Source organism: Nostoc sp. TCL26-01 (assembly GCF_013393945.1).
Lineage (GTDB): Bacteria > Cyanobacteriota > Cyanobacteriia > Cyanobacteriales > Nostocaceae > Trichormus.
In genome coordinates this window covers 3,078,615-3,092,962 of sequence record NZ_CP040297.1, presented here as the reverse complement: position 1 = coordinate 3,092,962, position 14,348 = coordinate 3,078,615, and the positions used below count along the sequence as shown (strand labels likewise).

Sequence of the window (14,348 nt, the reverse complement as noted above, 5' to 3'; positions counted from 1 at the left end):
ACTAATGACTAATGACTAATGACTAATGACTAATGACTAATGACTAATCCCCAATACTTGATACGTTCATTTAACCAACCTTGAGCAATGTAACGAGCGATCGCTTCGTTAACTTCTCTCCTCATCTCATCGTACTGCAATCCTTTGGGCATGACTACAGATAGGGGTGCTGTGGATAGTTTCGTTGGCAGTAGTCGATATTGGGGGTTTTCTCGCACCCAACCGCTAAGAACGCTAGCATCGGCGGCGAAAGCGGCGACTTGATTGTTTTCTATGGCTGCTTGTGCTGCTTGGTAAGAATCGACTCCTACTAAGTCGGCATTGGGTATGTAGTAGCGGACTTCCGATATTGTGCTGGAGTGGTTGAGTACAGCAATTTTCCGTTTTGCTAAATCATCTAACTGCTGTATACCAGCATCTTTAGTGACTAAAAAAGTCCCATCCATATAATAGGGGACGCTAAAACTGACCAAACGAGCGCGAGACTCTGTAGCTGTGACTCTGGCGATCGCTATATCTACTTTGTGATTAAATACTACAGATAAGCGATCGCGGTTATTTACAGGTTGTAACTTAACAGCGTTGGCTTTCCCTAACAAATCTGCTGCTAGTTGTTGTGCTAAATCGATTTCTAACCCCTGTAACTTGCCACTAGTATCTTTAAATCCTAAAAGGGGCAAGTTGTCTTTAACCGCTACAGTTAGATAACCTTGGCGTTTAATTTCTGACATTTGTGCAGCAGATGCCGCGAATTCTGTTTTTAAAAACAAAAAACAGCAAATACAAATCACAGTGGCGGATAATACCAGATGTAACCGAGTGATTATTTGCCGTCTGTTACATCCGTTATTCATCCGTTACCACCTTTAACCTTTAGCTTGACTTGCCAACTGTGCCACTTTGCCGAAGCTAGCAGGATCGAGTACTGCCAACTGTGCCAACATTTTCCGGTTAAGTTGGATGTCGGCTTTTTTCAAATTACCGATTAGCTGACTGTAGCTTAAACCATGTTGTCTAGCAGCAGCATTAATGCGGGTAATCCACAGACGGCGAAAATCGCGCTTTTTCTTTTTGCGATCGCGGTAAGCGCTGCGGAGGGCCTTCATTACTTGTTGGTTGGCGGTTCTAAACAAAGTTGAGTGAGAACCACGAAAACCTTTAGCTAGTTTGAGAATTTTATTGCGGCGTTTACGAGCTACGTTACCGCGTTTTACCCGTGTCATATTTTATTCCTGGAAGACTTAACAGATTTACAAATAAGGAAGCATCAAACGCACGTTTTCTTCGTCGCGTTCGTTTACTATTGCCATTTTGGAAAATTTACGCTTTTTGTCAGAGCTTTTATGCTCTAACAAGTGGTTTTTGAAAGCTTTGCGACGGACGATTTTACCGCTACCTGTGGCGCGGAACCGCTTCGCTGCTGCTTTGCGTGTTTTAAGTTTAGGCATGGATTGGTTCTAATTCGACACAATCCCTCATTATATACTATTAGCTGCCTTTGGCGATAGTTGTCTCACTCGCAGATCAAGGCGTGATCAGTCCAGGATTTACCACCTGCGGATCGAGAACGATTTGGGAACCAGATTGATTGACATGATAAGTCCAAGATTGATTCCTGACCCTCACTACGACTTCCCAACCCTGGATGGGGTTAAATTCTCTAGTACAGATTTCCCCGAAGTTGAACTCACAGGGATTACCAAAGGTTTTTCGTGTAACTTGAGTGATTTCTATCTCCCGTCGAGTGACACCAGAACGTCTAACCGCATCATTGATAATTTTATTAGCGATCGCTCTCGGTAGTGAATTATTACCACCGACATTAATTTTAGGATCAAGAACGATTTGGGAACCAGATTGATTGACATGATAAGTCCAAGATTGATTCCTGACCCTCACCACAACTTCCCAACCCTGGATCGGACGATATTCTTTAGTACAGATTTCCCCAAAGTTGAACTCACAGGAATTACCAAAAGTTTTTTGTGTAACTTGAGTAATTTGTAAACTACTAATTACCACTCCAGAACGCCGTGAAGCATCCCTGAGTACTGCTCTAGCAATATATCTAGGTAAGCGATTTTGTGAGCTTTGTGCTAGTTGTATGACTTTTGTGGCAGAAGTAGCGATCGCACTATCATAACTAGCTAAACCAAGTCCAGAAGATAATAGACTAGTTAGTGCCAGAGTTAAAACTAATTTTGTCGAGAATTTACGAGTGATGTTAATAGATAGATATGATATAGATTTCATAAATACTTCTCCTATAATAAGTTAGTAAGATTAATCAAGTTCTTATAAGAAGACTATTGACAAGTATTAATGTTCCTAACTTTAATCTGGTATTTTCAAAAATCAATAAATATTAAAAAAATACCAAATTAGTATACAACAAAATATAATATTTAATTAATTTTTCATCTATTAGAATATTATTCATGCGCAGTCTACAGATTGTAGTTTCCAATTACTCAAAGACCTTTTTCTACCCATATTCTACTTGGATGTATTCATATTCTGTTTTCTCAATATAGCGTTTCTCTCTTTAGAGAAGTACATTTCGTTAAGTCTAGAGGCTAGAGAGTAGACTGTACCTCATCTGGCTGGGAACTGCTATAGTAAGACTACTACTAATTTCATTCCATTCTAGTTGATAATTTGCACTGATAATATTGTCAGCATTATTGAAATCCGAAAATTGAATAATAATAATTAATTCTCCTCTTTTTCTTCAAGCAATTTTTTTATAAATGTTTCCGGCTCAACCTGAAGTGCTTCTACTATTTCCAGGAATTCAATTAAATCCAAACGGCGTTCACCACGTTCATACTTTGATACGTATGACTGCGGACGCGAAAGCTTTGTAGATAGTTCAGCTTGAGTAAGCTTGGATGCTTGGCGAGCTTTGATGAGCAATTGGCGAAATCGATTATATCTTTCTGTAAAGACAGATTTAGACACATGAATTAGTTTGTTGTTTGCGACAATTTACTTACCCTATATGAGAGTAAGTCTCAAGTGTTAAATTTGAGGTTTATTTTATATAATAAAACCTAATATAGGATAAACCCAAAATCGGTTATTAAGTATCAGTTTATGATCGGTTTTTAAAATGTAGCATTTACAACTCTGCCTGCGGAATGTAGGTCATCAAAATCTTAAAAACCTCACCTCCCCCACCCCCTCTGAACCTATAGGGTGAGCATTGCTCACCCTACTTGAGTTTCCGCAATCAAATCTGGATTCTTGATAACATTAACCGACAGATTCTAGATTAATTTTGACAACCTTGTGTTTTTCATCTTCGGCTTTGGGTAGTAGCAAATTCAAAATACCATCTTTATATTCTGCTTTAACATTAGTATTTTGAATGCGTGTAGGTAGAGGAATTACTCGTTGGAACTTGCCGTAATGAAATTCGCTCTTAAAGACACCTTTTTCTTCAGTCTTAGTAGTAGATTTACGTTCACCACTAATGTATACCGCTTTGTCAGTGACTTGTAAATCAACGTCTTTAGCATCAACTCCAGGAATTTCCAGTCTGAGGTGAATTGCTTCTGCGGTTTCTTGCAATTCAGCAGCCGGAACTCTAGTTAAGCCTCTTTCTAATAATGTAGAAGGTTGCATATCTTCCTCAAATAACTGATTAATTTGACGTTGCAGAGTATTTAAATCTTGCCAAGGATTCCAACGTGCCATTGTCATATTCATACCTCCTATATTTGGTAATCAATTCAATGTTTTAATGTTTGATTTGTTCTCATGATATTCAGAAAACAAGCTGGTGTAAATTCGGTTATTATCACCTAGCAAATGATGATGACCGAACCACAATATGAGGTGTGCTAAGGTGCGGTAAACCAGTATTTTTGATATTCGGTAAACCCAACAACACCAGATATTTAAACCAGTTATCAGTTATCAGTATCAAGACTTTGTTGGGTTTCGCTGTCGCTCAACCCAACCTACTTTTCTGCTTAACTGAACCGTATTGAGTTATGTGTTTGCCTTTGGCGTTCCCATCGGTTTGCACTGCACAACCTGAGAAGATGTTTGAAAAGTATGGGGCGAATATAATTTGCTACTACACAGGCAAAGTCTGCCTCCGCAGACTAATACAAAATCAAGGATTTCCAACCCACGGAGGTGGGTTTTGTCTGTGTAGACGCGATTTCTAATCGCCCATAAGAGCAACATATTAGACTTTTCAAACAACCTCTGATACCATTTCACGCATGATACACATAAATTATGTAGAGACTTGGCAATGTTACGTCTCTACTGTTTTCCCTATCTACAAAAATTGCCGAAACACTGTTGTCCAGATAGCAGAAATATGGATAGCAAAATTCTAAGATTGCTGTCAGGCAGAAGCAGTTTGATATTGCTGCTGATATCACATCTTCGCTTGTCAAAAATTCATCACCCATATGTCAACAAGTTTGATTTACTTGCTTGTAGCAATCATTTTTGAAGTTTCTGGGACAACCTGCATGAAACTATCAGATGGTTTTAATAAATTAATGCCTTCGATTTTAATATTTGTATTTTATGGACTTTGTTTTACTTTTCAGACGCTATCACTACAAAAAATTGATATCAGTATTGCTTATTCTGTTTGGTCAGGCTTAGGTACAACTTTAATTGCTGGGATAGGGATGATTTGGTTTCAAGAATCGATGACATTTGTGAAATTTATTTCCATGCTGTTAATTATTGTTGGCGTAATTGGCATAAATTCAGGTAAATAGGCTAGAGGTTAGAGGTTAGAGGTTAGAGAGAAGAAGTATGAGAGGGAAGGAACTAATTAATGACTAATGACTAATGACCAATGACTAATGACTAATAAAAAACCTCGTTCATAGGAAAATGAACGAGGGAAAAACAGAGGAAATCAACAAAGGGTTACAAGTTTAAATGTTACTCTTGAAGCTACGAGAGTTTTTAGCGATCGCTATCACAAATTTGATAACAATCTTTGTAGAAATAAGCAGCAGACTGAAGTACATTAGTCTGCCGATGGTGCTTTTAGAAGTCTAGTCTCATGATGACAGTAAAGCCTGCAATCACTTGACACTTCATACATTAACAGAAACCAACTAGTTAGTGTAGCCAGTTTGGCTAATTGTTGGAGATATAAATAGATATAAATAGATATAAATAGAGAAAAACTTATAGAATATAGCTGTAGCCCCATAGTTTATGATATTTTGAAAGCGTAAATGTTAGTAATAGTAATACTTAGGGAGACGCTACGCGGACAAGTTCTCCTTTGGAGTACCCGTAGGGTATTAAGAATTACGTAGCTTGCTTCTCGCATTTGGCGAGAATTACGAACTACGAATTACGAATTCCGCCTTGCGTTACTATTCCCTAGCCTGTAGAAGAATGTCTCCATTCGGTGTTGCAACTAGTCACTCAACTTCTACCCTAGCGACAGGGGAAGCAAAACTTTGGCTATTGCTAGTAGGAGTTAATCAATACCAAGATGAAAGATTACCTGCATTGCGATACTCGGCGGTTGATTGTCAAGGTTTAGCCGCCGCTTTGAACGATGCAACTCAAAGGTTCCCAGAAAAAGCCGCGTGGGTTCATCATGATTTTGTTTCCCAATTGCCCACACTTGCCATCATCCGAGACAGTTTACATCAAGTTGTGAAAGCAGCTCAACCAGAGGATACAATATTATTTTATTTTTCTGGTCATGGAATGCTGGAAGCAAATTCCCAGCAAGCAATTTTGTGTCTAGCAGATACGCAAACAGATGACTTACTCAACACAGGTTTAGGATTACAAGAACTTTTACAATGTCTGGGAAACAGTCAAGCTGAGACACAGTTAGTTTGGTTGGATGCGTGTCATAGTGGTAGCCTCACATTTACAGGTGCAAGAAGTCACCTGACACGATCATCTCTGCCCAATCCTACACCGCAAATGGTGGAATTATTGCACCAACGAGCAAAACAAAGTAAAGGATTTTACGCTTTACTTTCCTGTGATAGCCATCAACAGTCTTGGGAATTTCCCGAATTAGGACATGGAGTATTTACATATTATTTGATGCGGGGGTTGCGAGGGGAAGCAGCCGATATTCAAGGTTTGATTGATGCTGACGGACTTTACCGCTATGTTTATCACCAGACACGACAGTATATTGAACAAACTAACCAGCAATTACGGCTAATCAATCAACAAAATCGCAGTCGGGGAGAAACTAAGGTTTATTCAGAATATCCCATGCAAACACCCAAGCGGATTGTCGAAGGTGTGGGAGAAGTGATTTTGGGAATCAAACCTGCGTTGGTTGCGTCTGTTGATTCTCGACAAGCTTTAATTATCGAAGGACTGGCGACGAATCAAACTACCCTAGCTTTGAGTAAACTTTTAGGGACTGTGGGTAGATTTGAGATTGAGTATTGGCCGAGAGCTAACAATAACCAAGATTTACATACTATAATTTCAGCCTGTCTACAAAGTACAGAACTAGAGACAAATCATCAACACCAGACTTTTGCCACAGTACTTTTATATTTGCGTGGACGACTAGCAGAAACCGAAGTCGGTGAACCCGTGTTAGTAGTGGGAGACAATATCCGACTGAGTCGTTCTTGGTTAAGACAGCAACTGAGGCGATCGCCATACACCCAACAAATTATCATCCTCGATTGTCCGATTCACAAACAAAGTCATATATCCTTACAAGATTGGGTAGAAGATTTACAACTGGGGTTTGAACAAGGACAATGTATCATCGCGGCAACTTCACCACCAGAAAATCTCGCACAATTCACCCAGGTTTTACACTCCAGCCTACAAGCAGCCCAAGCAGAACCTAGCTTATCAGCCGCAACATGGATTACTCAACTGCAACTATCTTGTACATTTCCCCTACATATCTGGCTATCGGGTACACAAGGCGTAATTGAAATTATTCCTGCGAGTACAGGTAATCAACCAAAATCCACCTTAGATTTGGGTATTTGTCCTTATCGGGGTTTACAAGCCTTTGGGGAAGATGATGTCCAGTATTTTTATGGGAGAGAAAATCTCACTCAGCAACTCATAACAGACTTGACAAATAAGTCATTTATTGCTTTGGTGGGGGCTTCTGGCAGTGGTAAATCTTCCGTAGTGCAAGCTGGTGTCATTGCACAACTGCGACGTGGTCAGCAATTAATCGGGAGTGAAGACTGGTGGATAAATAGCTTGCGTCCTGGTGTCAACCCCTTGGCAGCCTTATTTATGTGCATGGTAGATGGTGGTACTGCTAGAGAACAAGCTTACCAACAGCTGCAACTAGAAGGGATGTTGTATCAAGGGGTACAAGGATTTACTCATTGGGTACAGCAACGACCAGAACCAATGGTAGTTTTGGTAGTAGACCAGTTTGAAGAATTATTCACCCTTACCCCTAGTGAAGATAGACAAAAGTTTTTAGACATTATTTTCGGGGTATTGGAGTTAGCCGCAGACAAGTTTAAATTAATTATTACTTTAAGGGCAGATTTCATCGCTGCTTGTTTAGAAATCCCTAATTTAGCCAAGCTGTTGCAACAGTCGAGTGTGTTGCTACCACCTTGTTTAACCTTAGAAGAATATAGACGGATTATTCTCAATCCCGCCGAACAAGTCGGGTTAACAGTAGAATCAGAATTAGTAGAAGTATTATTACAAGAGTTACACCACTCCCCCGGCGATTTACCGTTACTAGAATTTGTTCTCGAACAGTTATGGGAATATCGAGACAATGGTGTGATTACTTTACAAGCGTACCAGCAATATTTAGGGGGAATTAAAGGTGCATTAGAAGGAAAAGCCCAAGCTGTCTATGATAGTTTAGACAGCGAAGCCCAAGAATGTACTCGCTGGATTTTCTTATCCCTGACACAATTAGGTGAAGGCACAGAAGACACAAGACGACGAGTGTTAAAGTCTGAATTAATTGTCAAAAAATATCCCGTTGCTTTAGTAGAAAGAACATTGGACGTATTGACTAACGCGAAGTTGGTAGTAGTAAATGGGGAGTGGGAAATAAGAGGACAAGGGGACAAATCAATTCAAAATGACGCTCGCGGACTCGCTAACGCTGCGCTAACAAAATTCAAAATTCAAAATGGGATAAGGGGAGAAGGAGAAAATTACTCCATCCCCCCCTCTCCCCATCTCCCTATCTCCCCACTCCTCACTCCCCCAGTCACAATAGAAGTAGCCCACGAAATCATCATCCGCTACTGGTCAACATTGCGCTGGTGGTTGGAAGAGAATCGTAGTAGACTGCGATCGCGTCGTCAAATTGAACAAGCCGCAGCATTATGGCAACAAAATGACCAACAAGCTGACTTTTTATTGTCAGGTGTACGTTTAGCAGAAGCGGAAGAAATTTATATCAACTACACCGATGAGTTGTCTGGTGATGTGCAAAATTTCCTCGAAGCTTGTCTCAACGAAAGACGACGACAGCAGCAAAAGGAACAAAATCGCCTCAAACAAGCACAACGGGCAATAGCTATTATTAGTACTTTGGGGTTAACTGCTTTTGGTCTAGCTGTTCTGGCGTACCAACAAACGCAAAAAGCCCAATTCCAAGAAATTCAAGCCCTAAATTCTCTCTCAGAAAACTTTCTCCTCTCTCACCAACAATTAGAAGCACTTTTAACTAGTGTTCAAGCTGGAAGGGAATTACAAAAAATTAGTCCCGCAATTCCCGTCAATACCCGCATGAAGACGGCAAATATTCTGCAACAAGCTGTTTATAGCACCCAAGAACGCAACCGATTGTTACACAACTCTTGGGTGACAAGTGTAAGTTTTTCTCCCGATGGTGAGATTATCGCCTCTGGGAGTGCAGACAACACGATCAAACTTTGGCAACGCAACGGTAAATTTATCACCACTCTTACAGGTCATAGTGATGCAGTCAACAGTGTCAGTTTCTCCCCTGATGGAGAAATTATCGCCTCTGGGAGTGCAGACAACACCATCAAACTTTGGCAACGCAACGGTAAATTTATCACCACTCTCAATGGACATAGCCAAGGTGTGAATAGTGTCAATTTTTCCCCCAATGGTAAAATTATTGCCTCTGGGGGTAGTGATAGTACTGTGCAGCTTTGGACTCGTGAAGGCAAGTTACTCTTAACTTTGAACGGACATAGCCAAGGTGTAAATAGTGTCAGCTTTTCCCCAGAGGGTGATACAGTTGCCTCCGCCAGTGATGACGGGACAATTAAACTCTGGAGTTTAGACGGTCGCTTACTCACAACTATCCCTGCGCATACTCAAGAAGTCAGGGGTGTGAGTTTTAGTCGTGATGGACAAACAATTGCTTCTACTAGCGCTGATCATACCGTGAAACTTTGGAGTCGTAACGGAACTTTACTGCGAACCTTAGAGGGACATAACGGAGGCGTATGGAAAGTCATTTTTTCACCCGATGGTCAGTTAATTGCTACCGCCAGCGCTGATAAAAGTATTATGTTATGGTCGCGTGATGGCAATGTGCTAGGAACTTTTTTTGGACATACTCATGAAGTCAACAGTTTGAGTTTTAGTCCTGATGGCAAAATTTTAGCTTCCGGTAGTGATGATAATACCGTCAGATTGTGGAACGTGAATAGGACACTACCAAAAACTTTTTATGGGCATAAGGATAGTGTTAATTATGTGAGTTTCATCGCTAATGGTCAAAATATTGCCTCTCTGGGCGCTGATAATACAATGAAAATCTGGGGTTTAGATGGGAAATTACTGAAAAGTTTCACATCTCCCATTCCTGATGTTACCAGTATCAGCTTCTCTAGCGATCGCCAAACCGTCGCCTTGGCTAGTGCTAACCAAACTATCCAAATTCGCAACCGTGACGGTTTGTTACTCCGTACCCTACCAGGACATAATAATTGGGTCATGAGTATGAGCTTCAGTCCCGATGGTAAGATTTTAGTCTCTGGGAGTGCTGACAAAACCATCAAAATCTGGGCTTTAGATGGTCGGCTACTCAACACCCTGACAGGACATAATGGTTGGGTAACTGATGTAAAATTTAGTCCAGATAGTAAAACTATCGTCTCTGCCAGTGCTGACAAAACCATCAAACTTTGGAACTTGGATGGGAAACTCATCAAGACGCTGCAAGGACACAGTGCAAGTGTTTGGAGTGTAAATTTCTCCCCTGATGGCAAAACCCTAGCTTCAGCCAGTCAAGATGAAACCATCAAACTTTGGAATTTAGACGGTGAATTACTCTACACCCTCCCAGGACATAATGATTTAGTTAACAACGTCAGTTTTTCTCCCGATGGTCAAACCATTGTTTCAGCTAGCGATGACGGCACAATTAAATTATGGAATGTTGCCAACGGTAACTTGTTGCAAACCTTGCAAGGACATCGCGGTGCTGTCAAAACCGCCGTTTTTAGTCCTAATGGAAAAACCCTGGTGTCTGGTGGACAAGATGGGACAGTTAAACTGTGGAATCTGACAGGAATAGAACTACAAACCTTGAATTTAGATGAATTGTTGCAGCAAGGTTGCGATCGCTTACACAATTATCTCACAACCAACCCTAATATTACCACAGAAGAATACCAACTTTGTTTCGGTGAATAATCAAGGAATGGGAAGTGGGGAGTGAGAGGATATGGGGCTGGGATTTTCTCTCAACCCCAGATCAAGTAATACCAATTCAAAATTCAAAATGACGCGACGCTCTTCCACCGGTTCGAGGCGACAGTCTTTTAACTATCACCCACCTCAGCTAGAACTGCAAGCATATCAGGGAGAAAATTTAGCTAAAAGATTGGGTGTCGATTTGGCAACTTTAGAGCGAGAGCAGAGTACCCAGACTCCCAAGGATTTTGAAAGGTGGTGTAGGTCGAGAGATCCAGGTTCTGTGGCGTGGCAAAAGCGCGATGATGGATTGTACCACCCCATTAAATGATGGTCATCATTAGCAAAAGTTGCCAAGACCCGGTTTGTGAGATGGACTGTCTCCCCATTAGACATCTCCGAAAATGAATGTAGAGACGTTGCACTGCAACGTCTCTACAAGGATTTCAGGCAACGCAGAATTAATTTCTGGAGATGTCTATTGCTAAAGCCAGGAGCTTGCGCTGCATGGATTATCGGTCATTCTCTCCTCGGTGGGGCGGCGAAACAAGCTATTTAGCCCTGTTGTCACCCATTAAGGTCTTTAATTTAGGACAATTTATCTAAAAATGCCATAATTTCCCAAGCTATCCATTTTTTTTCAGATGTGCTTAATAATGAAGCAAAGCGATATTTTCTGAGTGTTTTATTAAATACCGAAACCGTAATTGGCTGCATAGGCTTGGCAACAACACGCTGAATATCTAATACATATTCATGACAATTTTGAAAAGACCAACCTAACAACCAACGCTTTAACCAAAATCCATTTTGGTTAATTTTAATTCTAGTTTTTGCAATAGGACTGAGGACAAAATCGGCAATCATTGGCAAAATTACGAATAAATAGGTGTAGAAAAAAAAGGACATAAAAATAAATCCAAATAAATTAAGAACAGATAAGTATTCAAAAAATAATATCCAGAAAGTGAGTAAAAATAATCCATTTCCTAACAAGAGAATAATGGGAATAAACCAACTAGCATAGTTACGTAATTGCTTGGGAGGAATTTCTATAGTTAATTCTGCTTCGGTTTTATGAAAGATAATAGAACTGTTTTTTGGTCGCTGGGGTCTTGTTAAAGAAAAATGGGATATAACATCTTGAATCTGTTTTTCACCTCGCAGTACAGCTAAGGCTAAATTAGCTGAGGGAAATCTGTCATCACTAACTGGCTCCAGCATAACGTCCAACCAGTGAGCAAAATCTGGGGAAATGCGAACATGGGGACGGAAATCTATTTTGAGATGGCGCTGTGGTAAATCTGCTGGGGATTTTCCCGTCAGCAAGAAAAGTAGTGTAGTTCCCAAGCCATATAAATCTGTTGCTAACACAGCTTGTCCACGAAACTGTTCGGGAGCCATATAGCCGTAGGTTCCTACTACTGTGCTGCCACCTGTGACTGTATTGTGATAGGTATCTTGTACTGCGCCAAAATCTACTAAAAATATATCTCCCCGATCTTTTGCTGTTGGGGAAAAGTTGAGGATAATATTCTGGGGCTTAATATCGCGGTGAATAACTGGGGGTTTGAGGGATTGTAAGTAAATCAGAATTTCTAAAACTTGTGTGGCGATGTGTCGAACTTGTTTTTCTGGGGGTTGCCAACCATTTTCTATTAATGTCGCTAGAGATTTACCTGGCGCAAGTTGTTGAGCAATATAAAAGAATCTGTCAGAGCCTGTGTCTACTTGAAAATAATCGAGATAGCGAGGAATTGCTGGATGATGGAGTTGGGAGAGAATTTTTGCTTCTCTTTCAAACAATTCTATTTTTTTCCACTCACTCATCCGCCGGAATGACAAAGCTTTCAGCGCTACGGAATCGCCACTCTCTAAATCTTCGGCTGCATACGTAATACCTACCCCACCTTGTCCCAAAATTTCTAAGATGCGGTAGCGTTGTTGAATTATGTCTCCTGGTTGATGTAGCAATTCCATACTTGTTTGATTGGTTGTTACTTCTTTGCACCGTTCTTTTTCAAAATGTCAGCGATCGCCTGCTTCTCTGAAGAGATTACTAGATCTTTTCGATCACCAATAAAGTTTTTAGCGATCAGTTGCAATGGTGTATTACCATCTTTATCCTCAGCATTGATATTCGCTTTCTGTTTCAGTAGCTGTTCTATAGCTATTTTTTTGTAACTTAATACTGCTTGATGCAGTGGAGTTCTGCCTTTATTATCTGTGGCGTTGATATTCACTCCCTCTTTAATTAGCTGTTGGATAATCTCTTGAGTGTATATGCTAACTCTGCTATAGGCTGGATGATTAGTTTTAGATATGGCTAAATGTAGTAAAGTTGCACCAGTGCGATCGCGCTGATTGATATCTCCACCTGATTTGAGCAGTAGTTTGATGATTTGCGGTTGAGAGTTTTGTACTGCTAATTGTAGAGGGGTTTTACCTTTTTGATTCTGAATGTTAATATCTGCACCTTTAGCAATTAACATTTCGGCTATTTCGTAGTCATCTTCTGGAATATATGGATCAAATGGATCAATAAATAGTAGGTGTAAGGGTGTATTACCCTGACGATCTGCAAGTTTAACATCCGCACCTTGAGTGATTAAAAATTTCGTTCCCTCAAAGTTATGACGACGAATTGTGCATACCAACAAAGACATCCGTTCATTGTCACCATTTGGTGATGACTCCATCACTAAAGCATTGGCATTATCTACTTGGTGATAATAGTCTTTGATGGCATCAATATTTTCACACATATTAGAAAGTGGTATAATGCCGAACATACCCAAAACTAGCCATTTGTGAGCATTCAGCAGAGCGATCGCCATTGTCGATGTAGCAATAGTTGCTCCTACTCCAGCGATAGTTTTCCAAGATACAGGAGTACTGACCTTAGCGGCGATCGCCTGCTCACCACTCAGAGCCGCTAAAGCTTCAATAGCAGAACTAAAACGTTCTTCCACATCTGGCTCTAACATTTTCTCTAACCAGTCAGCAAATTCATCACTAATCTGTACATGGTGACGAAAATCAATCTTCAACCGTTCCATCGGCAAATCAGCCGGGGAACGGTGCGTTAGTAAGAAAAGTATCGTTGCGCCCAAACCATACAAATCAGTAGCAGGTACAGCTTGCCCCCGAAACTGCTCTGGAGCCATATAACCATATGTTCCTACTACCGTACTACCACGCATGAAAGTATTATAATAGGTATTTTGTACTGCACCAAAATCTACTAAGTATACCTTGCCATCATCACGGCGGATAATATTTTGGGGTTTGATGTCCCGATGGATAACAACAGGATCGAGTGAGTGGAGATAGACGAGAATTTCTAAGATTTGCGTGGCTATATATCTAACTTCATCTTCTGTAGTGCGCCAACCATCAGCAATTAAGGCTGCTAAAGATTTTCCTGGCGCTTGTGCTTGGACTATGTAGAAACAATGCTCTAATGTAGTTTCTATATGAAAATAGCCCAGATAACGGGGAATTGCCTGATGATAGAGTTGTGAGAGAATTTTCGCTTCCCGTTCAAACAACTCCATCAGCTTCCAATCATTTAACCGATGCAGTGACAAGGCTTTTAGGGCTACCAACTGATGGCTATCTGTATCTTCAGCTAAGTATGTAGTACCGCTACCACCTTCCCCCAAAATTTTGATGATCCGGTATCGCTGGGCAACAATATCTTCTGGTTGATGCAGCAGTTCCATAGGATTTACACAGTTGGC

Annotated in this window: 12 protein-coding genes; 4 read left to right on the top strand and 8 right to left on the bottom strand. The window is 40.6% G+C overall.

Annotated features, from left to right (window positions below; all coding sequences use genetic code 11):
- Window positions 1–29: 29 nt before the first annotated feature.
- From FD725_RS13365 to FD725_RS13340, 6 genes are all read right to left on the bottom strand, one after another.
- Window positions 30–854 carry a transporter substrate-binding domain-containing protein gene (locus tag FD725_RS13365; RefSeq protein WP_179048573.1) on the bottom strand — a complete coding sequence of 275 codons (825 nt, stop codon included), beginning with the start codon at window positions 852–854 and terminating at the stop codon, window positions 30–32.
- Window positions 855–866: 12 nt separating this feature from the next.
- Entirely contained in the window at window positions 867–1,223 is a 357-nt protein-coding gene (gene rplT / locus FD725_RS13360) for a 50S ribosomal protein L20 (protein ID WP_179048572.1), read from the bottom strand.
- A gap of 27 nt (window positions 1,224–1,250) precedes the next feature.
- Complete coding sequence (rpmI, locus tag FD725_RS13355) at window positions 1,251–1,448, bottom strand: 50S ribosomal protein L35 (RefSeq protein ID WP_179048571.1); 198 nt, start codon at window positions 1,446–1,448, stop codon at window positions 1,251–1,253.
- Between the two features lie 76 nt (window positions 1,449–1,524).
- Window positions 1,525–2,253 carry a hypothetical protein gene (locus tag FD725_RS13350; RefSeq protein WP_179048570.1) on the bottom strand — a complete coding sequence of 243 codons (729 nt, stop codon included), beginning with the start codon at window positions 2,251–2,253 and terminating at the stop codon, window positions 1,525–1,527.
- Between the two features lie 459 nt (window positions 2,254–2,712).
- A complete protein-coding gene (locus FD725_RS13345) occupies window positions 2,713–2,961 on the bottom strand; it encodes a helix-turn-helix domain-containing protein (RefSeq protein ID WP_179048569.1) in 249 nt (82 codons plus the stop codon).
- A gap of 294 nt (window positions 2,962–3,255) precedes the next feature.
- Window positions 3,256–3,705 carry an Hsp20/alpha crystallin family protein gene (locus tag FD725_RS13340; protein ID WP_179048568.1) on the bottom strand — a complete coding sequence of 150 codons (450 nt, stop codon included), beginning with the start codon at window positions 3,703–3,705 and terminating at the stop codon, window positions 3,256–3,258.
- A gap of 725 nt (window positions 3,706–4,430) precedes the next feature.
- Here FD725_RS13340 and FD725_RS13335 point away from each other — a divergent pair.
- From FD725_RS13335 to FD725_RS13320, 4 genes are all read left to right on the top strand, one after another.
- Window positions 4,431–4,751: a multidrug efflux SMR transporter gene (locus FD725_RS13335; protein WP_179048567.1), complete on the top strand. Its 321-nt coding sequence runs from the start codon at window positions 4,431–4,433 to the stop codon at window positions 4,749–4,751.
- A 637-nt stretch (window positions 4,752–5,388) separates the two neighbouring features.
- Window positions 5,389–10,605, top strand: a complete 5,217-nt coding sequence (locus tag FD725_RS13330) for a caspase family protein (RefSeq protein WP_179051528.1) — start codon at window positions 5,389–5,391, stop codon at window positions 10,603–10,605.
- Window positions 10,606–10,693: 88 nt separating this feature from the next.
- The gene (locus tag FD725_RS13325; protein ID WP_256871906.1) at window positions 10,694–10,936 is read left to right on the top strand and encodes a hypothetical protein; all 243 of its coding nucleotides are present in this window, start codon (window positions 10,694–10,696) and stop codon (window positions 10,934–10,936) included.
- Window positions 10,937–10,972: 36 nt separating this feature from the next.
- Complete coding sequence (locus FD725_RS13320; RefSeq protein WP_179048566.1) at window positions 10,973–11,164, top strand: hypothetical protein; 192 nt, start codon at window positions 10,973–10,975, stop codon at window positions 11,162–11,164.
- A 29-nt stretch (window positions 11,165–11,193) separates the two neighbouring features.
- Here FD725_RS13320 and FD725_RS13315 read toward each other — a convergent pair whose 3' ends face one another.
- Window positions 11,194–12,585: a serine/threonine-protein kinase gene (locus FD725_RS13315; protein ID WP_179048565.1), complete on the bottom strand. Its 1,392-nt coding sequence runs from the start codon at window positions 12,583–12,585 to the stop codon at window positions 11,194–11,196.
- A gap of 17 nt (window positions 12,586–12,602) precedes the next feature.
- The gene (locus tag FD725_RS13310) at window positions 12,603–14,330 is read right to left on the bottom strand and encodes an ankyrin repeat domain-containing protein (RefSeq protein WP_179048564.1); all 1,728 of its coding nucleotides are present in this window, start codon (window positions 14,328–14,330) and stop codon (window positions 12,603–12,605) included.
- Window positions 14,331–14,348 lie beyond the last annotated feature (18 nt).

Bases quoted from the DNA above. Each gene is read 5' to 3' on its own strand.
- FD725_RS13365 (WP_179048573.1), bottom strand. From the start codon at position 854: ATGAATAACGGATGTAACAGACGGCAAATAATCACTCGGTTACATCTG.
- rplT (WP_179048572.1), bottom strand. From the start codon at position 1,223: ATGACACGGGTAAAACGCGGTAACGTAGCTCGTAAACGCCGCAATAAA.
- rpmI (WP_179048571.1), bottom strand. From the start codon at position 1,448: ATGCCTAAACTTAAAACACGCAAAGCAGCAGCGAAGCGGTTCCGCGCC.
- FD725_RS13350 (WP_179048570.1), bottom strand. From the start codon at position 2,253: ATGAAATCTATATCATATCTATCTATTAACATCACTCGTAAATTCTCG.
- FD725_RS13340 (WP_179048568.1), bottom strand. From the start codon at position 3,705: ATGACAATGGCACGTTGGAATCCTTGGCAAGATTTAAATACTCTGCAA.
- FD725_RS13335 (WP_179048567.1), top strand. From the start codon at position 4,431: ATGTCAACAAGTTTGATTTACTTGCTTGTAGCAATCATTTTTGAAGTT.
- FD725_RS13330 (WP_179051528.1), top strand. From the start codon at position 5,389: ATGTCTCCATTCGGTGTTGCAACTAGTCACTCAACTTCTACCCTAGCG.
- FD725_RS13325 (WP_256871906.1), top strand. From the start codon at position 10,694: ATGACGCGACGCTCTTCCACCGGTTCGAGGCGACAGTCTTTTAACTAT.
- FD725_RS13315 (WP_179048565.1), bottom strand. From the start codon at position 12,585: ATGGAATTGCTACATCAACCAGGAGACATAATTCAACAACGCTACCGC.
- FD725_RS13310 (WP_179048564.1), bottom strand. From the start codon at position 14,330: ATGGAACTGCTGCATCAACCAGAAGATATTGTTGCCCAGCGATACCGG.